The organism is Zhihengliuella flava (genome assembly GCF_015751895.1).
Classification (GTDB): domain Bacteria; phylum Actinomycetota; class Actinomycetes; order Actinomycetales; family Micrococcaceae; genus Zhihengliuella; species Zhihengliuella flava.
The window spans coordinates 945,711-967,600 of sequence record NZ_JADOTZ010000001.1 but is presented as its reverse complement, the minus strand read 5'-3'; the positions used below and the strand labels follow the sequence as shown (position 1 = coordinate 967,600).

Genomic DNA, 21,890 nt, shown 5'->3' with positions numbered 1-21,890 from the left:
CTGATTATTTGTTGCGCGTGTGCAGGCCGTCCAGCATCATGGCGATGGCGTTTTCCTCCACGGCCTCCGCGGAGAACGGGCCGTCGGGGCGGTACCACTCCACGAGGGAGTTGATGGTGCCGAACAAGAGGCGGGTGGTGGTGCGCGGGTCGATATCGCCGCGGAGGCTGCCCTCCTTTTGCGCGGCCACCACCAACTCGGCAACCCGGCGGTCCATCGCACGGCGCCGCTCCATGGCCGCCCGCTCCACCTCGGTGTTTCCGCGCAGGCGCAGCAGTAGGGTCACGTAGGGCTGGCGCTCCATGAGGACGCGGATGGTTCCACGCAGCAGGAACTCGAGGCGCTCCTCGGCGGTGCCCGCCAGGCCGCGCTCGTCCTCGCCGAGCTGCTCCAGCGGCGCCAAGGCCTCGTTGAGGGCCAGCCGCAGCAGGTCTCCCTTCGACGGCACGTGGTGGTAGATCGCCGACTTGCTGATCCCAAGGTTCTCGGCCAAGGTGCCCATCGACGTCGCGTCGTATCCGTGCTTATTGAAGACCTGCACGGCGATGTTGAGCACCGTGTCCTGGTCGTAGCCGGGCCGGCCGCGACGCGTGGACTGCGTCGCGGCCGAACCGGCCCCGTTCTGCGTGGTGGTTGGCATGCGCCCTATTCTGTCATTCCTAGAGGTTGCGCAGATCGTGGATCCGCTTGAGCTTGCCGACCGAGCGCGGCAGCGACTCGGGGTCGACGACGTCGATCCGGCAGGTGGAGCCGACGTGGATCTTGATGAGCTTCTGCAGCTCCGATCCGGCGGCATCGGCGCGGTCCGAGGTGCAGTCGGTGCGCCGCTCCACCTTCACGGCCAGCTGGTCCATCCGGTCCGGGCGGGTGATTTCCAGCTGGAAGTGCGGGGACAGGCCGTCAACCTTGAGGATGAGCTCCTCGATCTGGGTCGGGAACAGGTTCACGCCGCGCAGGATGATCATGTCGTCACTGCGGCCGGTGATGCGGCCCATGCGGCGGTGGCCGGCGCGGGCGGTGCCCGGCAGCAGACGCGTCAAGTCGTGCGTGCGGTAACGGATGATCGGCAGGGCTTCCTTGGTCAGGGAAGTGAACACCAGCTCGCCGTGCTCGCCGTCGCCGAGCACCTTCGTCTCGTCGAACGCATCCACGATCTCCGGGCGGAAGTGGTCCTCCCAAATGTGGGAGCCGTCCTTGAGCTCATCCGACTCGCCGGCGACGCCCGGGCCCATGACCTCGGACAATCCGTAGATGTCGCAGGCATCCAGGCCGAACATCTCCTCGAGCTCGCGGCGCATTTCGGCCGTCCACGGCTCGGCGCCGAGGACGGCCTTCCGCAGGGAGGTCGACGCCGGGTCGATGCCGGCGCGCTGCATTGCATCGCCGATGGTCAGCAGGTAGGTCGGCGTGCACAGGATGGCCTCGGGCTGAAAGTCCTGAATTAGGGTGATCTGCTTTTCGGTTTGGCCGCCGGACATGGGGATGACCGTCGCGCCCAGCTGCTCGGCCGCCGCGTGGGCGCCGAGGCCGCCGGTGAAGAGCCCGTACCCGTAGGCGTTGTGCACGCGCCAGCCGGGCTTGACGCCGGAGAGCCGGAGGCAGCGGGCGCCGAGCGTGGCCCAGTTGTGGAGATCATTCTTGGTGTAGCCGACGACGGTGGCGCGTCCGGTGGTGCCGGAGGAGGCGTGAATGCGGGCGACTTCCTCGCGCGGGACCGCGAACATCCCGAACGGGTACGTCTTGCGCAGGTCTTCCTTCTCCGTGAACGGGAACTTGGCCAGGTCGCCCAGTTCCTTGAGATCGGACGGGTGCACGCCCGCGGCGTCGTACTTTTCCTTGTAGAGGGGGACTCGGTTGTACGCGTAGGAAACGGTTTCCTGAAGGCGCTCCAGCTGCAGGGACTCGATCTGGTCCCGGCTCATCGTCTCTTCGGGATCCAGCGGGTTGGCCAGGTCGGGAGTGGTCTCGGCGGCGGATTGCGTCATGGCGGCGTACCTCTGTGTTGGTGGGGTGGCTACTTCTTGGCGATGGTGCGGCTGCGGCCGCGGAACTCGGCGACGACCTCGTCATCGGCGCCGGGAACGGACTGGTAAATGCGAACGTCGTAGATCCCGCTGCGGCCGCTCTGGGCGCGGCGGTCTGCGACGGCGGTGAGGGTGCGGCCGGGGATGCCGGCCTTGAGGAAGTTCACGTCGACGCCGGAAGCCACCGTGATGGTGTCGACGCTGCCAGTGTGCGGATTGCAGGCCAAGGCGAACGTCGTATCCGCGAACGCGAAGATCATGCCGCCGTGGGCAATGCCGAAGCCGTTGAGCATTTCCTCGCGGAGCGTCATCGTGGTGACCGCGTGCCCGTCGGCGAGGTGGCGGACTTTGAGGCCGAGCCAACCGGCGGTGCGGTCTTCGGCCAGGATGGGGTGATCCAGGCTCGCGGCGTCCTCGTGCGCCACGGACAAGTACTCCGGGCCCGCAACGGCGGTCTGGGTGGTGGCCTCCGTCATGGCGGGTCCTCCTCGTTTTATTTACCGAACGATCATTAGGTAATGAAGAAAGTGTGACCCACATCAAGGAGAAAATGCAAGAGTGTGGCGGCGGGGCACATCTTTTTGGGGAGCGCTCTAGATTTGGAATACCAAAGCGGCGTAGGATGAGTTTCCCTGATCACTCGCCCGCGGAAGGCCGTTCCATGACCCTGATTCTCACCGCTTCCGACTTGGAACAGGTCATTGACATGCCCTCGACCATCGCCGCCGTCGAACAGGTGTTTGCGGATACCGTGCGCGGCAGCGCGCGCCAACCGGATCCCGTGGCCATGACGGTGCCGGCCGGAGACTCACACTTCATCGTCATGCCCTCGCTGGCCTCCACCCAGCAGGCCTCCGCGGTCAAGCTCTTGGCGGACATCCCGTCCAACGCCGAGCGTGGGCTGCCGTCCCAGCGGTCCACCCTCCTGCTGAGCGATTACCGCACCGGCGAGTCCCTGGCGATTCTCGACGGGCGGGTCCCGACCCGCGTGCGGACGGCGGCCGCGAGCGCCGTCGCGAGCCGGCACTTGGCGCGTGCCGACGCGAGTGTGCTGGGCCTCGTGGGTGCCGGCGCGCTGGCCGTCGCCCACGTCGAGGCTTTGGTCCACGTGCTGCCCTTGCGGCGGGTGGTGGTCTGGTCCCGCACCCGTGAGCGCGTGGAACAGTTCCGGCAGGCCGTGGCCCACCACGGGCTGAGGGTCGAGGCCGCCGACGACGTCGCGTCGGTTTTCGCGGTCAGTGACGTGGTGTGCACGCTGACGCCGTCGGTTGAGCCGCTCGTGAAGGGCGCATGGTTCCGCGCGGGGCAGCACATCAACGCGGTCGGCGCGCGTCCACGCCCCACGGAGCGGGAGATCGACGCCGAGGGCCTGGCCAGGGCGGACGTCTACGTGGACCACCGTGGCACCGTCGCGGCCAAGTCAGGCGACTATCTTTTGGCGGTCGGCGAGCGGGGCACGGAGGCCATTCAGCTGCGCGGCGAGCTGGGAGAGGTGGTGGCCGGCAGCGTCCCTGGCCGCGGGCATCAAGGGGCGATCACGCTGTTCAATTCGGTGGGGATCGGCCTGCAGGATCTCGCCGTGGGTCGCTTGGCCTACGACCGCGCCCGGGAGCGCGGTTTAGGATGCGAGATTGATCTATCCGCCTAGCCGACGCGGCGTGCGTCAATGCTCTAGGATCGCGGGGGAGCGAATGCTTGGAGACGAATCACGACGCAGGGGGCATCAAGTGGCAGAGCAGGCCGAGTTCAAGTCGGAGGCGGCGCGTGTCACCGAACTGCTCCGCAACGAGATCGTGGACGGCGTCCGGGCTCCCGGCAGCAAGCTGGTGGAGCGGGATCTGGCCGTTGAGCTCGGGGTGAGCCGGTTGCCGGTGCGTGAAGCCCTGCAGGCGCTGGTCGGCGAGGGCCTCGTCACGCCGCGGCCACGCAGCTGGGCGATTGTGCGCGAATTTACCGCCTCAGACATCGCGGATCTGATTGAGGTCCGTACCTCCTTGGAGGTACTCACGTTCGAGCTGGCCGCCCAGCGGCACCACCGTCAGGATCTGGAACAGCTGCGCGCTGCCGTCGACGAGGAACTCGCCGCTGCCCGCGCGGGCGCTGCCGTGGAGGCGCGCCGCGCTGGGGTGCGCTTTCACGAGGTGGTCACGCGCCTGGCGGGCAATGAGCTCCTGCTGGAGGTGCAGACGCAGTTATCCGCTCGGATGCGCTGGCTCCTGTCCCAGCATCATGACCTCCACGGGATCGCCCGCGAACACGTGGCCCTGTATGAGGCCATTGCCGCGCGCAACGTGGCTGGTATGCGCGACCTTGTGATTGCCCACTTGGAGACCAGCCGCGCCAACGCGGCCGAGGCGACGGGCCACGAACTGAGCTAAGCCACGCGGACGGCCCCGACACGCGTTTCATTTGGTATACAGTTCAGAGCATCGGCAGATCCTCAACGGAAAGGTAGCACCGTGCTCATCAGCAACGTCCGCCCGTGGGGTGGGGAATCCAGTGATGTTCGGCTGAAGGACGGCGTCATCGAGGCAGTGGTGCCACATGAGCCTCAGCGAACTCCAGAGGGCGATGCGCTCGACGGTCGGGGGCGCCTTCTGATCCCCGCTTTCTCCGACGTCCACGTGCACCTCGACTCGACGCGCATCGGCCTGCCGTTCCGTGAGCACACCGGCGGGCCGGGTGTCTGGACCATGATGACCAACGACCGCGAGAACTGGAGAGAGGCCGAGCGGCCGCTGCCGGAGCGGGTGGCAGGCACCCTCGAGCGCATGATCGCTCGGGGCACGACGCGGGTCCGCTCCTTCGCGCAGGTGGACGTGGACTGTGGCCTTGAGAAGTATGAGGCGGTCATCGAGGCCAAGGAGAAGTTCGCGGCCGACGCCGATGTGCAGGTCATGGTCTTCCCGCAGGCCGGCATCCTGCGGGAACAGGGGACGCGGGACTACTTGGAGGCGGCCCTGCGCGCTGGCGCTGATGCCATGGGCGGGATTGACCCGTGCTCGCTGGACCGGGACCCGGCGGCTCATCTAGATACGGTCTTTGAGCTGGCACAGAAGTATCAGGTGGACATCGACGTCCACCTCCACGAGATGGGCACGATGGGCGTCTTCTCGGCCGAGCTGATTGCGGAGCGCACCCGGGCCCTGGGGATGCAGGGCCGCGTGAACATCTCCCACGCCTTCGGCCTTGGCGGTGTTGACGACGCCACCACGCGCCGGCTCATCGAGCTGTTTGCCGAGCTCGACATCTCTTGGACCACGGTCGCCCCGCGCGTGACCGAGCACCTCCCGATCGCCTCCTGCACCGACGCCGGCGTCCGCATCGGCTTGGGGGAGGACGGGCAACGGGACTACTGGAGCCCGTACGGCAATTGCGACATGTTGGACCGGACGTGGCAGCTGTCCTTCATTAACGGCTACCGTGACGACGCCCTGATCGGCCACGCCTTGGCCATTGCCACGATGGGCGGGGCCTCCATCATGGATCGAAGGATTCCCCGCCTCACCTCGGTCGAGGATCGGCCCGGCCTGGGGGTGGGGGATCCGGCGGAGCTGGTCCTCGTCGACGGCGAAACCGTGGCCTCCGCCGTGATGGACCGCGGGCAGGACCGCACCGTGATCCACCGCGGCCGGGTGGTCGCCGACGCGCTGAAGGTGCTGTCGGTGCCGACGAGTTACTGAGCCGCCGGGTAGGTGCCGGGGAACAGCTCCTCGGCGCTGCGCCGACGGTAGTCGCGCTCCGGATAGGCGGCCACCATGAGCTCGAAGAGCTCTTGGCCGTCGCGCATGAGCTCGGCCAAGTCGATGCCCGGGAGGGCGGAGTCGACGACGACGGGCCGCCCCGCGACGAAGGTGTCCGTGACGTTGCGCGCTGACCCGTTGAGCACCAGCGTGCGCAGGGGGTCCTCCTGGACGCCGTCGCGGAAGTCATCGTGGGAGAAGATCGTCAGATCCGCCTGCGCTCCGGGGGCGATCCGCCCTAGGTCCGGGCGCCCGAGCGCCGTCGCACCACCGAGGGTGGCCGCATTGAAGAAGTCTGAGACCTTGCCGGCATCGCTGCGGCCCTCGACGAGCCGGGCGAGGTGCGTGCCGACGTCGATGCCCCGGATGAGGTCCGGCGGGAAGGAGTCCGTCCCGAGGCACATCGTGATCCCCGCCGCGTGGAAGGCGTCGAAGGAGGACAGCGCCTTGCCGTAGTGGAAGGTGGTCAAGGGGCAGTGCACCACGCTGACGCCGTGGCGCGCGAGCAGTTCCAGCGGGCCGCCCGCTGCGGTGGCTTCTAGGCCCAGTGCGTCGATGACGATCCCGTGCGGAATGAGGAGCCGCGCCTGCAGCATGCGTGAGTCCTCGAGTTCCTGCAGGACGGTGTTCCCCGTGCGTTCCCGTAGGAAGTCGTCCTCGGCGGGGGACTGAAGGCAGTGCAGGCGCACCAGGGCGTCCCGGTCCAGGGCCACACGCGCGGTCTCTCGGAGGAGATCCGCGGAGAGGGTCTCGATGCGGCACGGCAACAGGACGCCCGTCACCAGCGGGTGATGGAGCTCTTGGGTGTAGTCGAGGAACTCCACGGCCTCGCGTAAGCCGCGCCGGCCTTCGTCCTCGTCGAAGAGGATGACGCGGGAGCCGTCGTCGTCGGTGACATTGATCCCGGAGCGGTACGCCGGGCCGAGGAAGCCGCGCAGCCCCAGCTCCAGTGTGGTGGCCGTCATGTCCTTGAGCTCGGCGAGGCTTTCCGCCCACGCGCTGTGGATTTCTGAGGCGATCGGCATGAACGTGGTCACGCCGTGCAGGGCCAACTGGGCCAGGGCGAACCGGCGGACGGTGTGGCGCTGTTCGAGGGTGAACACGTCGCGGCGGCGCTGCTCAAAGTAGTCCCGGGACCATTGCAGGCCGGGAGCGGTCTCGGGGGTGGGCCACGAGTCGATGATGAGGTGGTCGATGTCCGTGAGGGCGTCGAGGTCGATGAGTCCCGGGGTGATGACGCTGTTGCCGTAGTCCCGGTACTCGTCGACGGGGCCGTCGTAAGACGTCCCGACGTAGCGGATCACGTCATCCTCCATGATCACCTGGCCGTCGGTGAAGAGGACGTGCTGCGTGCCGTCGAATCCGAGGACGTGCCGGGCCGTGAGCTGCGTGATCATGGTGCCTCCAGTAATTTTCAGTATTCCAAAACTAAGCCGATCGGTCGTTCGGTGCGCGATCAAGAGTCAGGTCATCGCCGGTGTTTGTGAATTTCCGGCGTCATTCTCTTGTTCGGACCTGTGATCCACCTTACACTCAGGTATACCAAATATGAGTGTCCGTAGCGGCATCGGCGAGAGGTGGAGTACATGGAGCGCGAGGCAACGGCTGACGCGGCAGGACCGGCGGAGGAATCGCCGGTCCGGGAGGCCGCACCCCAGCGATTCACCCCGACACCGCGGCAATGGGGCCTGGTCATCGTGTTGTCCACGGCCATCTGCGCGGGCGCCATCCTGCTGGGCACCTACAAGATAGAGCTCGGCAATGCGGCCATTGTCCTGATGCCCATCCTGTGGGCCGTGCTGATGGGAGCCATCGTCGGCGTCCAGCGCCTGCGGCCGCTTTCCGGGCAGAGTCGCGCGGTGTCCTCCGTGCTGCTCAACGTCAGCATCGTGCTGTTCCTGGCCGCGCTGGGCGTCAACGTCGGGCCCGCGCTGAGCGAACTGACCGGCATCGGGCCGGCCGTCCTCCTGCAGGAGGTCGGACACATCTTCGGCACCGTCATCCTGGCCCTGCCCGTTGCGGTGGGCCTCGGCATGGGGCGAGCCGCCATCGGTGCCACGTGGGCGATTGATCGCGAATCCTATTTGGCGTACGCCCTGCAGAAGTTTGGCGTCACGTCGCCGATCTACCGGGGCGTCTTTTCCGTGTGGTTGCTCGGCAGCGTCTTCGGCGCGGTCTTCGTTTCGCTGTTGGCGGGCTTGCTCGGTGGCACCGGGTTCTTCGACCCGCGGTCCCTAGCGCTCGGGCTGGGGCTCGGGTCGGGATCCATGATGATGGGCGGCGTGGCGGCCCTGTCCATCATTTATCCCGAGAGCGCGGGTGAAATCCTCGCGCTGGCGGCCCTGTCCAACCTGGTGACCAACTTGGTGGGGTTCTACGCCGGCGTCTTCCTCTCCTTGCCGCTGGCACAGCGGCTCTACCCGTTCTGGTCCAAGGTGTTCCGCAGGAACGACGACGGCCACCGCATCGGCGGCCGCAAGGAAGCGGCCGCACTGCGCGCTCGGGAGGTCGACGTCGATGCCGTGGTGGCCGATCCAGAGGTCAGGATGCGCCCGAGGACGTGGGTCTTTGTGTTCGCCGTCGCCCTCGCCGTGGGGCTGCTGCTCAACGTCTTGGGCACCGGGAGCTTCCGGTTCGCGGACGTGGCCGGCATCCTGATCCTCGGCGGGTTGGCCGCGGTGGCCTTTGTCCTGTCCCACCGCTTCCGCAGCGTGCCCCCGAGCGTGTGGGTCCTCGCGTTGGCCACGCTCGTGACGGCGCCGTTTATGCCCACCGCCGACGTGGTGGTGGCCGCGACTCAGCACCTCGATGCCCTGTTCGTGGGGCTCGCCTCGATCGCCCTGTTGGGGCTCAATCTGGGGCGGGACGTGAATGCGTTGAAGACGCTGAATTGGAAGATCGTCATCGTGGCGATGATGACGTTCTCCTCCACCTTCATCGCCGCCGCGTTGCTCGCGGAAACCGTGATCAACCTCTAGCCCGCGCGCTCGGCCCGCCCGAACGGGCCTCCGCCCGGACCCGCAGCACGGGTCCGGGCCGAGCACGTTAAGGCTTAGCGGGTGGGCACGTCCGAGGCAGTGCTCAGCCGAGCGGTCGCTTCGAGGGCGTCGAGGACGTAGGCGTAGTCCCACGCGCGGTCCTTCCACCCCTCGTACCGCCCGGAGGCGCCGCCGTGGCCGCCGTCCATCTCGATCTTCATCACGATCGGTTCGGTCCCCGTGGTGACCTCACGCAGCTTCTGGACCCACTTGGCTGGTTCCACGTAGAGCACGCGCGTGTCATTCAGGCTCGTTGCGGCCGCGATCTTCGGGTAGGGGACGGCGGCAATGTTCTGGTACGGGCTGTACGACTTCATGTACTCGTACACGGCCGCGTCCTCGATGGGGTTGCCCCACTCCTCCCATTCGAGGGCGGACAGCGGCAGGTCGGGATCCAGAATGGACGTCAGATTGTCCACGAAGGGCACCTGGGCCAAGATGGCGCGGTACAGCTGTGGGGCCAGGTTGGCCACGGCTCCCATCAGGAGGCCGCCGGCCGAGCCGCCCATCGCGGCAATCCGCTCCGGCGCCGCCCACCCGGCACGCGTGATGTGCTCCGTGACCGCGATGAAGTCCGTGAAGGTGTTCTTCTTGCGCAGTTTCTTGCCGTCGTCGTACCACTGGCGGCCCAGCTCGCCACCGCCACGCACGTGGGCAATGACAAACACCACGCCGCGGTCCAGCACGGATAGGCGGGGAATCCCGAAGGCTGGATCCATGCTCATCTCGTAGCTGCCGTAGCCGTAGACGAGCGCCGGGTTGGTTCCGTCAGCGGTCACGGAGCGGTGGCGCATGATGGTCACCGGAATCCGCACGCCGTCGGCCGCCGTCGCCCAGTCGCGCTCGGCCACGTACTCGGAGGCGTCGTACCCGTGCACGGGGGTTTCCTTGCGCAACAGGAGTTCTCCGGTGCCCAGTACGTAGTCGTAGACCCGCGGCGGGGTGAGGAAGGAGGTGTAGGTCAGGCGGGCCACCGGGGACTCGAAGTCCGCGCCGGCCAAGGCGGCCGTGTACAGCTCCTCGTCGAACGCGGGCTCCACGGGCTCGGCCTGCGCGGCGGTGCCCAGCCCGTCCAGCGGAAGAATCTGCACCCGTTCGGTGGTCTCCCGGCGCAGCACCACGAGCAGGTGGGTGTGCGTCAGGGCGGTGCCCTCGATCTTGACGTCATCTGCGTGGGGCAGCACCGTGGTCCAGGACTGGTCCGAGAATTCCCGCTCTAGCTCCGTCGCCGGTACGAGCGAGACCATGTTGTTCGGTGCCGCGTCCCCGCCGGGGGTGTGGTTGTGGGTGATGAGGTAGTGACGCGTGCCGCGCAGGGTCAACGGGTCCATGCCGTGCAGCAGGCGGGCCTCGCGGGAAATGAGCAGCCGCGGGCGGGCCGCCGCGTCGGTCAGGTCTAGGCTGTGCGTCTCGGCGTACTCCGAGTTGCCCACCTGAATCAGCAGTTCTGTCCGGTCCGGGGAGAGCTCGAACCCGGTCCACATTCCGGGGTCTGCCTCTTCATAGAGCACGACGTCGTCGCTCGCCGCGGTCCCCAGCGTGTGGACCTTGACCTGATAGGGCCGCCACGAATCGTCCACCACCGTGTAGTAGATGCGCTCGGCATCCGGGGAGAAGGCCAGCCCGTAAAACACGTTGTCTACGGTGTCCGGCAGCAGCTCGCCGGTGCGCAGGTCCTTCACGCGCAGCGTGAATCGCTCGTCACCTGCGTTGTCCACCGCGTAGGCCAGCAGGTGGCCATCCTCGGAAATCGCCATGCCGCCGAGGGAGAAGAAGGGCTGGCCCTCGGCCTCGGCGTTGCCGTCGAGCAGAATCTCCTCGCCGTCGATCGGTTGCCCCGGCTCGATCGCCGGCGGGGTCCAATCGGCAACGTCGTCGCCCGTGGTCGCCGCGGGGACGCGGCACTGGACGGTGTATTGCTGACCTTCGGCGCTGCGCGTGAAATACCACCAGCCGCGCTTGCGGGAGGGTACGGAGAGGTCAGTTTCCTCCGTCCGGGCCTTGATCTCGCTGAAGATGGCGTCCCGCAGCGGCTGCTGGTGGGCCGTGACCGCCTGCGAGTACTCGTTCTCTGCGCGCAGGTGGGCCAGGACATCGGGGTTGTCCTTCGCGCGCAGCCATTCGTAATCATCGGTGAAGGTGTCGCCGTGATGGGTGCGCTCGGTGGGCACCTTGGCCGCGACGGGGGCGGGGGCCGACGTCGTCGCCGCGGTGAGGTCGCGGTGGGAGGGGCCGGGCTCTGCCGGGGAGCTCGCGGACAGCATGGGATCACTCATGCCCCCATTGAACGCCACGGGCGGGGCGGGGCGCGCGCCGTGCACGCCCGTGTTCGCCGACAGCCGCATAGCGTGGCGGTCGGTTCGCCGTCGGGCAGCCCGACGGCGGGCCCGAATGTGGTGTTGACCACCCGGCGCCGATCGCATATTCTGAACGAACGGTCAGTAAATAATTCCTGAGTGAGGTAACCATGGCTGAGCAAAACGGCGCCCGCCTAACGGCCGTCGCATCCGAGGAAGATCGCGCCGGGCAGGCGCACTTTGACGAGATCATTGCGAAGGATTCGCGCATCGAGCCCCGTGACTGGATGCCGGAGGCCTACCGCAAGGGCCTGACGCGACAGGTCTCCCAGCACGCGCATTCGGAGATCATCGGCATGCAGCCGGAGGCCAACTGGATCACCCGGGCTCCGAGCCTGAAGCGCAAGGCCATCCTGATGGCCAAGGTGCAGGACGAGGCCGGCCATGGTCTGTACCTGTACTCCGCCGCGGAAACCCTCGGCACCCCGCGGGACACGCTGAACGATCAGCTGCTCTCCGGGCGCGCTAAGTACTCCTCGATCTTCAACTACCCGGCCCGCACGTGGGCGGACATGGGGGCCATCGGCTGGCTGGTCGACGGCGCCGCGATCGCCAATCAGGTCCCGCTGTGCCGCGCCTCCTACGGCCCCTACGGCCGCGCGATGGTGCGCATCTGCAAGGAGGAGTCCTTCCACCAGCGGCAGGGCTTCGAGATCCTGCTGGAGTTGGCCAACGGCACCGAGGCACAGAAGAAGATGGCCCAAGACGCCGTCGACCGGTTCTACGAGCCGGCGCTGATGATGTTCGGCCCGCCGGACGCGGACTCGCCGAACTCGCAGCAGTCCATGGAATGGAACATCAAGCGCTTCTCCAACGATGACCTGCGCCAGCGGTTCGTGGGCATGATCGTGGAACAGGCCAAGGTGCTGGGCCTGACCTTGCCGGATCCCGAACTGCGGTTCGACGAGGAAACCGGACAGTGGATTCATCAGGACCTGAACTGGGACGAATTCAAGGCCGTGATCTCCGGAAACGGCCCCTGCAACGCGCAGCGCCTGGCGCGCCGCCGCGAAGCACATGAGAACGGCGCCTGGGTGCGCGAAGCCGCCGCGGCCTACGCGGCTCAGCAGGCAGAAAAGGTGGCCTAAGGAATGACTGACAACACGAGCTGGCCCCTGTGGGAAGTCTTCGTTCGCTCCTCCCGCGGGTTGTCCCATGTGCATGCGGGTTCGTTGCACGCGCCGGACGCCGAGATGGCCGTCCGCAACGCTCGGGACCTCTACACGCGCCGGAACGAGGGCATCTCCCTGTGGGTCGTGCAGTCCGAGGACATCATCTCCTCCGACCCCGACTCCAAGGATCAGTTCTTCGAGTCCCCCAAGGGCAAGGACTACCGGCACGCCACGTACTACACCAAGAGTGAAGGGGTGAAGCACCTGTGAGCCATCATCTGGAAGAGGAGATCGCCGAGGACCTGCAGTCCTACGGTGACATCACGGCGTCCGCGACGCGCGTGACGCCGGGCAACGCTCTGCGCCCCGAGGATATTGCCGTGGCGGGTGAGGCGCCGGCGAGCGACGCCATCGCCGAGTACGCGCTGTGGCTGGGCGACGACGCCCTGATCCTTGCGCAGCGGCTGTCCTGGTGGATTTCCCGCGGCCCCGAGATCGAAGAGGACATCGCCCTCGGCAACATCGCCCTCGATCAGCTGGGCCATGCCCGGTCCTTCCTCATCTATGCGGGCAAGGGCCTCGGCAAGTCCGAGGACGAGCTGGCCTACTGGCGCGAGGAGGAGGAATTCCGCTCCTGCGCCCTCGTGGAGCAGCCCAATGGCGATTTCGCCGTGACGATTGTCCGCCAGCTGCTGGTCTCGGTCTACCAGAACTTGTTGTACACCGCGCTGCTGCAGTCCTCGGATGAGACCATCGCCGCCGTCGCCGCGAAGGCCGTGAAGGAAGTGGACTACCACCGGGATCACGCGATCCAGTGGACGCTGCGCTTGGGTCTGGGCACGGAGGAGTCCGCGCGCCGCATGCGCGTCGCACTGGCGGACCTGTGGCCGTATGTGGAGGAGCTGTTCACGGACGAGCAGCTGCACGACGACGTCGGCGACGCCGGCGTGCGCCCGTCCACCTTGCGCGCGGCGTGGGATGAGGAGATCACCGCGATCCTGTCCGACGCCGCCCTGGACGTGCCGCAGGTTCCCGCCGCCATGGGCCGCGGACGCCACGGCGAACACACCGAGCACTTGGGCTACCTGCTGGCCGAGATGCAGGTGTTGGCTCGCAAGCACCCGGGCGCTAGCTGGTAACTGCTATGGCTCTGCAGAACACGGACACTGACCTCTGGACGATCGCCGCGCAGGTGACGGACCCGGAGATCCCGGTGTTGACCATCGAGGATCTGGGCATCCTGCGTGACGTGCAGCGCGAGGGCGAAGACGCCGTCGTCGTCACCATCACCCCGACCTACTCCGGCTGCCCGGCCATGGGCACCATCCAGGTGGATCTGGAAAACGTGTTCAGCAAGCACGGCCTCGGCGCCCGCGTGGAGCTGGTGCTGACGCCAGCGTGGAGCACGGACTGGATGAGTGAGGAGGGCAAGGCCAAGCTGGAGGCCTACGGGATCGCCCCGCCCACCGGCACCAAGCCCGCCGGCCCCGTCTCGCTGGGACTGACCGTGAAGTGCCCGCGCTGCCACTCGCTGAAGACCAAGGAACTCTCCCGCTTCGGCTCCACCTCCTGCAAGGCGCTCTACCAGTGCCAGGAGTGCTTGGAACCATTTGACTACTTCAAGGTTTTGTCATGACTGAAACTGCAACTAGCCGCCGCCGCGCGGCGTTCCACACGCTCGACGTCGCCGAGGTGCGCCGACTGACCGCGGACGCCGTCGAGGTGACGTTCGCGGTGCCGGAGTCGCTCGAGGGCGAGTTCGACTACGTGCCCGGCCAGTACGTGGCCCTGCGCAAGGAACTGCCGGACGCTGAGGGCACGGTCCAGGAGATCCGCCGCAGCTACTCGATTTGCGCCGAGCCCGTGCCCGGGGAAATCCGGGTGGCCATTAAGCGGGACCTCGGCGGCATCTTCTCCACGTGGGCCAACGAGCACCTGGCCGCCGGGGAGAAAATTGACGTGATGAGCCCGACGGGGGCGTTCATCTCCAAGCACAAGATGACCGGGCTCAACGACCCAGAATCTATCGACACGGACACCGAGCACACGTTCGTGGCCGTGGCCGCCGGCTCCGGCATCACCCCGGTGCTGGCCATCGCGCGCACCGTGCTGGCCGCCAACGACTCGACGCGGTTCGACCTGATCTACGCGAACAAGGCCTCCGCGGACGTGATGTTCCTCGAGGAACTGGCGGACCTGAAGGACCGCTACCCCTCCCGCTTCGCGCTGCACCACGTGCTCTCCCGCGAGCAGCGCATTTCCCCGCTGTTGTCCGGGCGCATCGACGCGGAGAAGCTGACCGCGCTGTTGGACAACGTGATCCGCACCGATCAGGTCGATGAGTGGTTCCTGTGCGGACCGTTCGAGTTGGTGCAGCTGGTGCGGGATTCGCTCGACACCAAGGGCGTCGAGGCGGACCATGTGCGCTACGAGCTGTTCACCACGGGCAAGCCGGCCAAGCCGGAGGGCCACATCGGCCGCCCCGTGCAGGTGGACGAGGCCGGAGACAACTTTGAGATCGAGTTCCGCCTCGACGGCTTGCAGGGCGAGGTGAAGTCTCCCAAGTCGGGCGGCGAGACCATCCTGAACGCGGCCCTGCGTGCCCGGCCGGACGTTCCCTTCGCGTGCGCCGGCGGCGTGTGCGGCACGTGCCGGGCCAAGTTGACCGACGGCGACGTGAAGATGGGGGAGAACTACGCGCTGGAACAGGACGAGGTGGACAACGGATACATCCTCACCTGCCAGTCACGCCCCACGAGCGACCGCGTCCGCGTCGATTTCGACGCCTAGAAAGGAAGCCCAGTGATCGAGCTCAGCATCGCGGACGGTATCGCGACCGTCACCCTCAACGCCCCGCAGAAGATGAACTCGCTGGACCCCGCCGCGCTGGCGGAACTGTCCGAGGCCTACGATGCGGCCGCGGCCGCCGTCGAGCGCGGCGAGGTCCGCGCCCTGCTCCTGAAGGGGGAGGGGCGCGGGTTCTGTGCCGGGCGGGACATCTCCGGCGTGGACCCCGCGGACGACGACGTCATCGGGTACCTCGGCGGCACCGTTCAGCCGGTGCTGGAAAAGATGGCCGCGTTCCCGGCCCCGACGTTCGCGGCCGTCCAGGGCGCGTGCCTCGGCGTCGGGCTCGGCCTCGCGATCGCCACCGACGTCGTCTACGTGGCGGACAACGCCAAGATCGGCTCGCCGTTCGCCAACCTCGGGGCCACGCTGGATTCGGGCGGGCACTGGCTGTTCACCGAGCGCCTCGGGGCACACCGCACGTTGGATCTGATTTACACGGCGGAACTCATCAGCGGCGAGCAGGCCGTGGCGGAGGGCCTGTTCAGCCGCTCCTTCCCGGCGGATGAGCTCATGGAGCGCTCGGAAGAGATCGTCGCCCGCGTCGCGTCAGGAGCCACCGGGGCCTTCCGCGCCTCTAAGGAACTGGTGGCCCAGATTCGGGACCAGCGGCTCGGGCTGTGGGAGTCCATGGCGAACGAGAATCGCGCCCAAGCCGATCTGTGCTCCACCGACGACTACGCCGAGGGCTTCGCGGCCTTCCAGCAGAAGCGGAAGCCGGAGTTCTCCGGGCGGTAGAGTCCGGGGTGTGACGCCGGAAGAACTTGCCGAGGAATTGACCGTCGGGCAGCTGGCACAGCGCAGCGGCCTGGCGGTCTCTGCTTTGCACTTTTATGAGCGCAAGGGCCTGATCCATAGCCGCCGCACGGCGGGGAACCAGCGCCGGTACCCGCGGTCGGTGCTGCGCCGTGTGGCGGTGATTCGCGCCGCGCAACGGGCCGGCATCCCCTTGACCACGGTGGAGGAGGCCTTCGCGCAGCTCCCGGAGCGGGGGACCCCGAGCCGGGCTGACTGGGAGCGCATGTCCCAGGCGTGGCGGGAGGAAATTCAAGGCAGGATCGACCGGTTGGAGCACCTGCGCGACCGCTTGGATGGCTGCATTGGGTGCGGTTGCCTGTCCATGACCTCCTGCGCACTGGTCAACCCGGAGGATCGGCTCGGCAGGGAAGGCCCCGGCGCTCCGGCACTGGATCTCTAAGGCCGACTGTGGCGTCTGGCACATCCCGGCCCCTTTCCCTTGACCTCAACTGAACTTGAGGTTCTACGGTGGGGGTATTAGCCGTCGATCGAAAGCCGTTTGTATGTCACTGCCCACCAGCGCGGAGCCCACTCACCCCGTGCACGCCACGAATGAGCTGTTCCGCGAGGCCTTCCGGCACCACCCGGCCGGCGTCGCCATTGTCACCGCGGCGAATCCGTCTCCGGTGGGGATTACGGCCTCATCCGTCGCCTCCGTCTCCGCCGACCCTCCGGCCCTGTCCTTCTCCGTCTCGGGAGGATCCTCGGCGGCCCGCGTCGCGGAGGCAGAAACCGTCGTCGTGCACTTGATGGATGCGGCCCACGTGGATACGGTCAAACGGTACGCAACTCCCGGGGCCGCAAGGTTCCTCGAGGGAACGTGGGAGCCGGCCGCCACCGGCGAGCCGGTCCTCAACGACGCGCCGTGGGCGTTGCGCTGCAGGATCGTCCGCCGGGTCCCGGTGGGTGGTTCACTGCTGGTGGCCGCGGAGGTCGATCAGATCCTGCGCGGCGAACACAGCGAACCGATGGTCTACCACAACCGTGCCTTTCACCGACTCACCGAGGCGTCATTGATTCAGCCTCGGGACGCTGGCTGACTAGGCTAATAGTCGAGTACCGGATGTTCCATCCGGTACGACGGCGACGGCGCCGCCGCCGCTGTCACCCCAAGTTGTGGACGGTGCGCCCGGGCAGTCCGGGCACCGTCACGCCGCGACGACGAAAGCCGCCGCGGATCAACGAAAGGAACTGGCATGACCGAGAAGTACACTCTGCCCGAGCTGAACTACGACTACGCGGCGCTGGAGCCGAGCATCTCCGCTCGCATCATGGAGCTGCACCACTCCAAGCACCATGCCACCTACGTGGCTGGCGCCAACACCGCGCTGGAGAAGCTCGCCGAGGCGCGTGAGAAGGGCGAGTACGGCAACATCCCGAAGCTGTCCAAGGACCTCGCCTTCCACCTGGGCGGCCACACCAACCACTCGATCTTCTGGCAGAACCTCTCCCCGGAGGGTGGCGACAAGCCGGAGGGCGAGCTGGCCGCCGCCATCGATGACGCCTTTGGCTCCTTCGATGCGTTCCGCGAGCACTTCAACAACGCCGCCCTCAGCCTGCAGGGCTCCGGTTGGGCGCTGCTCTCCTACGAGGGCATCGGTGGCAACCTGGTCATCGAGCAGCTCTACGATCAGCAGGGCAACGTCCCAGTGGCGACCACCCCGCTGCTGATGCTGGACATGTGGGAGCACGCCTTCTACCTGGACTACGTCAACGTCAAGGGCGACTACGTCAAGGCGTTCTGGAACATCGTGAACTGGGCGGACGTGGCCAAGCGCTTCGACGCCGCGCGTTCCGGCGCCAAGGGCCTGATCACCCCGGCCTAAGCGCCATCCCGCGCCCGCGGGGAAACAGCAGGGCGGCCACCGTGCGCGGTGGCCGCCCTGCCGCGTTCTGGGTCCGCTGCCGTGTGGCCCGGGGCAGGGTGAATTTGCGGGTGAATCACGGCACCCGCGCCGCGGAGTGGTCACCGGTGGTGCCGGGCACTGCCCACAATAAGAGGGCGCGTTTTCCGTTCGCGCACTTGCCTCCGGCGGCGTTTTCCGTTCGACGCCGGAGATGAACGTTCGGAACGGGCCGGCGCCGCAAAACCCCCTCCTTGCGGCCGGCCCGTTCCGATCTTCCGTCCACATCTTGGTGCGGCCGCCGCGTGTGCGGGCCCCGCTAGTGGGAGACGTCCGCGGGGGCAGTCGGGTCCGGACGACGGCGGGCGGTGGCGACGACGTCGTGCAGGGCGCGCACCTCGCCGCCGGGCAGCATGGCCTCACGCGTGGTCGCGAACGCTTCGACGACGTCCCACTCCGCGGGATCCAGCACCGCCTGCATCTGCTCCAGCGTTACGGTGGCCTCCTCCGGCGGATCCAGCTCCTCCGCCGCCCCGTGGCCGTGCTGGTGCCCGCCGTGGGCGCCGTCGTCGTGAGCGTGCCCGCCGCCGTGACCGTGCAGGTGGCCTACCAGAATCAGCGTCCCTCCCGGGGCGACCCACGCGGCCATCCTCGCGTAGAACTCCAGCTGGGGGATGGGGGCGTGGGCGTAATGCGTGGTGACGAGGTCAAAGCGCTGTTCCGGTGTCCACGTGCTGGCGTCCGCCTCGATCCATTGCACGCGCTCCTCGACGCCGGCGGTGGCCCCGAATTCGCGCGCCGTCGCCAGCGCGGTGGCGGAGATGTCAATCCCGGCCACCCACCAGCCGCGCTCGGCCAGCCACACGGCCTCCGTCCCCGTGCCGCAGCCGACGTCGAGGGCGGTGCCGGGCGTGAGTCCGCGGGTGGCCTGCACGGTGTGAGGGTTGGGTGCCAGCATGCCGCCGGCGGGCCGCTGCTCCCAGTGCTCTTCCCAGTAGGCCTTGTTGAACGTGTGCGTCATGGCGTTCTCCTCGGTGGGCGGCTTCTCCCGCTCAGTATCGCGTATCCAGGTCCTCGAACACGAGGAACGTTTGCGTGTCCAACACCCCGGGCATGGATTGCAGCTGGTCGAAGATGACTTGCCGCAGTTCCGCGTTGTCCCGCCCGCGGACCAAGAGGATCACGTCGAAATTTCCGCCGACGAGTCCAATGTGCTGGACCTGCTTGATTGCGGCGAGGCGCTCGCGCATTTCCCGCCACGAATGCTGGCGTAGCTTGAGCGTCACGTAAGCCGAGGCCTGCAGGCCGGCCTTCACGGGGTCAATGACAGCCGTGTAGCGGGTGATGACGCCCTCGTCCTGGAGGCGATTGATGCGCGAATACGCGTGGGCGCGGGAGATGTGGGCCTTTTTGGCGATCGCCGTGACGGATTGGCGCCCGTCGCGGGACAGTTCGGCCAGAATGCGCTCGTCGGTGGCGTCCAACGGGACGGGTGGCTGTTGCACTGGTGCCCTCCAAGGTGGGTCCGGAACGACGCCGCGGCAGCCTGTTCACAATCGTGGCTATTGCGCCGCTCACAGTGAGCTTTCGTCTTTTATTTTACGGCAATAGGCTCCGAAGTGTCTGCCATAGGGGCGTTCGGTGACTACAGATTGTTCAGATCGGCGCATACTGGTGGCATGAACGCCACTGAGTGTGGCTCATGTCATGCGCCCGCGCGGTCCTGCCACGCGGGTTGAACGGCCCACGCGGGCTCGGTGACGGGGCGACTCAGCGGGAAGCTTTCAACGAAGAAGGAGACCGCCATGGGCACGGAACAGCCGGGTGCCGCAGCCGCCAGCGCTGGCGAGGTGGACCGCGCCGCGTACCTCGATGAGACGGCGCGGAAGTTTGGGATCTCGGTGGAGGATTACCTCCTGCCCACCCACGGGTCCATTCGGATTCTCGATGAGACGGGCCGCCTCCGCGACGTCGGCGAGCAGGGCACCGCGCCGGGGCACGAGTACCCGATGCCGGAGGCCGACGAGCTCCTCGCGGCGTACGAGGCCCTCGTCGTCGGCCGCCGCGTCAACGATCAGAATTCTGCCCTCGTGCGCCAGGGCCGCATGGCCGTGTACCCGTCCAGCCACGGCCAGGAGGCCTGCCAGGTCGCCGCGGCCCTCTGCCTCGGGGACAACGATTGGATGTTCCCCACCTACCGGGACTCCGTGGCCGTGATGACCAAGGGCATCGACCCGGTGGAGACCATGACGCTGTTCCGCGGCGACTGGCACGGTGGTTACGACCCGGCCAAGTACAAGGTCGGCATCCAGTCCACCCCGCTGACCACCCAGCTCCTGCACGCCGTGGGCGTGGCTCACGCCGCCAAACTGCGCGGGGAGGACACCGTGGTGGTCGCCATGTGCGGCGACGGCGCCACCAGTGAGGGCGATTTCCACGAGGCGCTGAACTTCGCGGCCGTCTTCAAGCTGCCGGTGGTGTTCTTCGTCCAGAACAACCAATACGCGATCTCCGTCCCGCTGGCTCAGCAGAGCGTGGCCCCCTCGCTGGCGCACAAGGCCGTCGGCTACGGCATGGCGGGTGAGCGCGTGGACGGCAATGACCTGATCGCTTTGATGGCCGTCATGCGCCGCGCCGTGCGGCTGGCCCGTGAGGGCCACGGGCCCCTGCTCGTGGAGGCCCACACCTACCGCATGCAGGCCCACACCAACGCGGATGATGCCACCCGCTACCGGCAGGATGCCGAGGTGCAGGAGTGGATGGCCAAGGACCCGGTCACCCGCATGCGGACCTACCTGCAGGGCGAGGGCGTGCTCGACGAGGCGGCGGAGGCCCGCATTGCCGAGGCCGCGGAGGCCATGGCGTCCCAGTTGCGCGACGGCCTGAACGCCGAGGTGGAGCCGGATCCGGAGGACCTGTTCCGCTACGTCTTTACCGAGCCCACTAGCCAGCTCGCCGAGCAGCAGGCTCGGCTCGCCGATGAACTCGCCCGTGATGCCGCAACCCAGACGGAGGCCACCCGATGACTGTCACTACCTCTTCTGACGCCAACGGCAACGTGTCCGCGGCGACGGCTCGGGCCACCGAGCGCGCGGCGGAGTCCGCCGCGGCCGCTGCCCCGCAGCCCGTCACGTTTGCCAAGGCACTCAACACGGCTCTGGCCGACGCGCTGACCGCGAGCGACGACGTCGTCCTCTTTGGCGAGGACATCGGCACCTTGGGCGGCGTGTTCCGGATTACCGATGGGCTGACGGCCCGGTTCGGCGAGCACCGCTGCTTCGATACGCCGTTGGCCGAGTCCGGCATCGCCGGCATGGCCGCCGGTATGGCCATGAACGGCATGCGCCCCGTGGTGGAAATGCAGTTCGACGCGTTCGCGTACCCCGCGCTGGAGCAGATCTTTAGCCACATCGCCAAGATGCACAACCGCACCCGTGGCGCCCTGAAGATGCCGATCGTGATCCGCATTCCCTACGCGGGCGGCATCGGCGGCGTGGAGCACCACTGCGATTCGTCCGAGTCCTACTACGCCCACACGCCGGGCCTGAAGGTGTACGCGCCGGCCACGGTGGCGGACGCGTACCGGATGCTGCGCGAGGCCATCGATTCCGATGATCCCGTGGTGTTCTTTGAGCCCAAGAAGCTCTACTGGTCCAAGGAGACCTTGGACCTGGACGCGTTGCGTCAGCAGTACGACGACGGCGCGGACGCCTCCCGCTCGGAGGGGCGCGCCGTGGTGGCCCGCCAGGGCACGGACGCGACGTTGATCGCCTACGGGCCGTCAGTCTCCACCGCGATGGCCGCCGCCGAGGCTGCCGCCGAGGAGGGGCGCAGCCTCGAGGTCGTGGATTTGCGCACGATCGTGCCGCTGGATGATCAGACGATCACGGAGGCGGTGTGCAAGACGGGCCGGGCCGTGGTGGTCGCTGAGACTCCGGGCTTTGCCTCGGTGGCCAGCGAATTGGTGGCCAGGATTCAGGAGCGTTGCTTCCATTCGTTGGCCGCGCCTGTGCTCCGGGTGACCGGGTTCGACGTCCCGTTCCCCGCGCCGAAGCTGGAGGAGTACTTCCTGCCGAGCGTGGACCGCATTTTGGACGCTGTTGACGACTTGCAGTGGGAGGCCTGAG

Annotated in this window: 22 protein-coding genes; 15 read left to right on the top strand and 7 right to left on the bottom strand. The window is 67.5% G+C overall.

All coding sequences use genetic code 11. The annotated features are described in order from the left end of the window. Nucleotides 1-4 precede the first annotated feature (4 nt). The 3 genes from IW252_RS04485 to paaI are packed head-to-tail and all read right to left on the bottom strand — an operon-like array spanning nt 5 to nt 2,449. Nucleotides 5-640: a TetR/AcrR family transcriptional regulator gene (locus IW252_RS04485; RefSeq protein WP_196835465.1), complete on the bottom strand. Its 636-nt coding sequence runs from the start codon at nt 638-640 to the stop codon at nt 5-7. Nucleotides 641-659: 19 nt separating this feature from the next. Further along, nucleotides 660-1,985 carry a phenylacetate--CoA ligase family protein gene (locus IW252_RS04480; RefSeq protein WP_196835464.1) on the bottom strand — a complete coding sequence of 442 codons (1,326 nt, stop codon included), beginning with the start codon at nt 1,983-1,985 and terminating at the stop codon, nt 660-662. A 29-nt stretch (nt 1,986-2,014) separates the two neighbouring features. Beyond that, nucleotides 2,015-2,449, bottom strand: a complete 435-nt coding sequence (gene paaI / locus IW252_RS04475) for a hydroxyphenylacetyl-CoA thioesterase PaaI (RefSeq protein WP_408065779.1) — start codon at nt 2,447-2,449, stop codon at nt 2,015-2,017. 236 nt (nt 2,450-2,685) lie between these two features. Here paaI and IW252_RS04470 point away from each other — a divergent pair, with 236 nt between their 5' ends. The 3 genes from IW252_RS04470 to IW252_RS04460 all read left to right on the top strand — a co-directional run bounded on the left by IW252_RS04470 (nt 2,686) and on the right by IW252_RS04460 (nt 5,707). Further along, complete coding sequence (locus IW252_RS04470) at nt 2,686-3,672, top strand: ornithine cyclodeaminase family protein (protein WP_196835462.1); 987 nt, start codon at nt 2,686-2,688, stop codon at nt 3,670-3,672. A 79-nt stretch (nt 3,673-3,751) separates the two neighbouring features. Then, the gene (locus IW252_RS04465) at nt 3,752-4,402 is read left to right on the top strand and encodes a GntR family transcriptional regulator (RefSeq protein WP_331271438.1); all 651 of its coding nucleotides are present in this window, start codon (nt 3,752-3,754) and stop codon (nt 4,400-4,402) included. An 81-nt stretch (nt 4,403-4,483) separates the two neighbouring features. Beyond that, nucleotides 4,484-5,707 (top strand): amidohydrolase family protein, encoded by a 1,224-nt coding sequence (locus tag IW252_RS04460; protein WP_196835460.1) that lies wholly within the window; start codon nt 4,484-4,486, stop codon nt 5,705-5,707. Here IW252_RS04460 and IW252_RS04455 read toward each other — a convergent pair. Then, nucleotides 5,701-7,164 (bottom strand): chlorohydrolase family protein, encoded by a 1,464-nt coding sequence (locus tag IW252_RS04455; protein ID WP_196835459.1) that lies wholly within the window; start codon nt 7,162-7,164, stop codon nt 5,701-5,703. The two genes, IW252_RS04460 and IW252_RS04455, sit on opposite strands and share 7 nt — an antisense overlap. Nucleotides 7,165-7,353: 189 nt before the next feature. Between IW252_RS04455 and IW252_RS04450 the strand changes: the two genes are divergently transcribed. After that, nucleotides 7,354-8,745, top strand: a complete 1,392-nt coding sequence (locus IW252_RS04450) for a DUF3100 domain-containing protein (RefSeq protein ID WP_196835458.1) — start codon at nt 7,354-7,356, stop codon at nt 8,743-8,745. A 74-nt stretch (nt 8,746-8,819) separates the two neighbouring features. Here the strand turns inward: IW252_RS04450 and IW252_RS04445 are convergent, their stop codons facing one another. Next, the gene (locus tag IW252_RS04445) at nt 8,820-11,081 is read right to left on the bottom strand and encodes a S9 family peptidase (RefSeq protein ID WP_231365902.1); all 2,262 of its coding nucleotides are present in this window, start codon (nt 11,079-11,081) and stop codon (nt 8,820-8,822) included. Between the two features lie 191 nt (nt 11,082-11,272). Between IW252_RS04445 and paaA the strand changes: the two genes are divergently transcribed. From paaA to IW252_RS04400, 9 genes are all read left to right on the top strand, one after another. Continuing rightward, the gene (gene paaA / locus IW252_RS04440) at nt 11,273-12,250 is read left to right on the top strand and encodes a 1,2-phenylacetyl-CoA epoxidase subunit PaaA (protein ID WP_196835457.1); all 978 of its coding nucleotides are present in this window, start codon (nt 11,273-11,275) and stop codon (nt 12,248-12,250) included. A gap of 3 nt (nt 12,251-12,253) precedes the next feature. Continuing rightward, a complete protein-coding gene (gene paaB / locus IW252_RS04435; RefSeq protein WP_196835456.1) occupies nt 12,254-12,544 on the top strand; it encodes a 1,2-phenylacetyl-CoA epoxidase subunit PaaB in 291 nt (96 codons plus the stop codon). After that, nucleotides 12,541-13,413: a 1,2-phenylacetyl-CoA epoxidase subunit PaaC gene (paaC, locus tag IW252_RS04430; RefSeq protein ID WP_331271437.1), complete on the top strand. Its 873-nt coding sequence runs from the start codon at nt 12,541-12,543 to the stop codon at nt 13,411-13,413. Before paaB ends, paaC begins: the two co-directional genes overlap by 4 nt. Nucleotides 13,414-13,418: 5 nt before the next feature. Then, nucleotides 13,419-13,910: a 1,2-phenylacetyl-CoA epoxidase subunit PaaD gene (paaD, locus tag IW252_RS04425; RefSeq protein ID WP_196835455.1), complete on the top strand. Its 492-nt coding sequence runs from the start codon at nt 13,419-13,421 to the stop codon at nt 13,908-13,910. Continuing rightward, complete coding sequence (gene paaE, locus IW252_RS04420) at nt 13,907-15,064, top strand: 1,2-phenylacetyl-CoA epoxidase subunit PaaE (protein ID WP_196835454.1); 1,158 nt, start codon at nt 13,907-13,909, stop codon at nt 15,062-15,064. Before paaD ends, paaE begins: the two co-directional genes overlap by 4 nt. A gap of 12 nt (nt 15,065-15,076) precedes the next feature. Further along, the gene (locus tag IW252_RS04415; RefSeq protein ID WP_196835453.1) at nt 15,077-15,859 is read left to right on the top strand and encodes an enoyl-CoA hydratase/isomerase family protein; all 783 of its coding nucleotides are present in this window, start codon (nt 15,077-15,079) and stop codon (nt 15,857-15,859) included. 10 nt (nt 15,860-15,869) lie between these two features. After that, the gene (soxR, locus tag IW252_RS04410; protein ID WP_196835452.1) at nt 15,870-16,319 is read left to right on the top strand and encodes a redox-sensitive transcriptional activator SoxR; all 450 of its coding nucleotides are present in this window, start codon (nt 15,870-15,872) and stop codon (nt 16,317-16,319) included. 103 nt (nt 16,320-16,422) lie between these two features. Next, on the top strand, nt 16,423-16,959 hold the full coding sequence (locus IW252_RS04405) for a flavin reductase family protein (protein ID WP_196835451.1): 537 nt from the start codon (nt 16,423-16,425) through the stop codon (nt 16,957-16,959). Nucleotides 16,960-17,115: 156 nt separating this feature from the next. After that, on the top strand, nt 17,116-17,745 hold the full coding sequence (locus IW252_RS04400; protein ID WP_196835450.1) for a superoxide dismutase: 630 nt from the start codon (nt 17,116-17,118) through the stop codon (nt 17,743-17,745). Nucleotides 17,746-18,082: 337 nt separating this feature from the next. On the opposite strand, the gene IW252_RS04395 is transcribed toward IW252_RS04400, so the two are convergent. Together IW252_RS04395 and IW252_RS04390 are read right to left on the bottom strand one after the other, a co-directional pair. Beyond that, entirely contained in the window at nt 18,083-18,784 is a 702-nt protein-coding gene (locus IW252_RS04395) for a class I SAM-dependent methyltransferase (protein WP_196835449.1), read from the bottom strand. A gap of 31 nt (nt 18,785-18,815) precedes the next feature. Then, a complete protein-coding gene (locus IW252_RS04390; RefSeq protein ID WP_196835448.1) occupies nt 18,816-19,268 on the bottom strand; it encodes an Lrp/AsnC family transcriptional regulator in 453 nt (150 codons plus the stop codon). A gap of 300 nt (nt 19,269-19,568) precedes the next feature. Here IW252_RS04390 and pdhA point away from each other — a divergent pair, with 300 nt between their 5' ends. Both pdhA and IW252_RS04380 read left to right on the top strand, forming a co-directional pair. After that, nucleotides 19,569-20,789 carry a pyruvate dehydrogenase (acetyl-transferring) E1 component subunit alpha gene (gene pdhA, locus IW252_RS04385; protein ID WP_196835447.1) on the top strand — a complete coding sequence of 407 codons (1,221 nt, stop codon included), beginning with the start codon at nt 19,569-19,571 and terminating at the stop codon, nt 20,787-20,789. Beyond that, entirely contained in the window at nt 20,786-21,889 is a 1,104-nt protein-coding gene (locus IW252_RS04380; RefSeq protein ID WP_196835446.1) for an alpha-ketoacid dehydrogenase subunit beta, read from the top strand. The genes pdhA and IW252_RS04380 overlap by 4 nt, the downstream gene beginning before the upstream one ends. Nucleotide 21,890 lies beyond the last annotated feature (1 nt).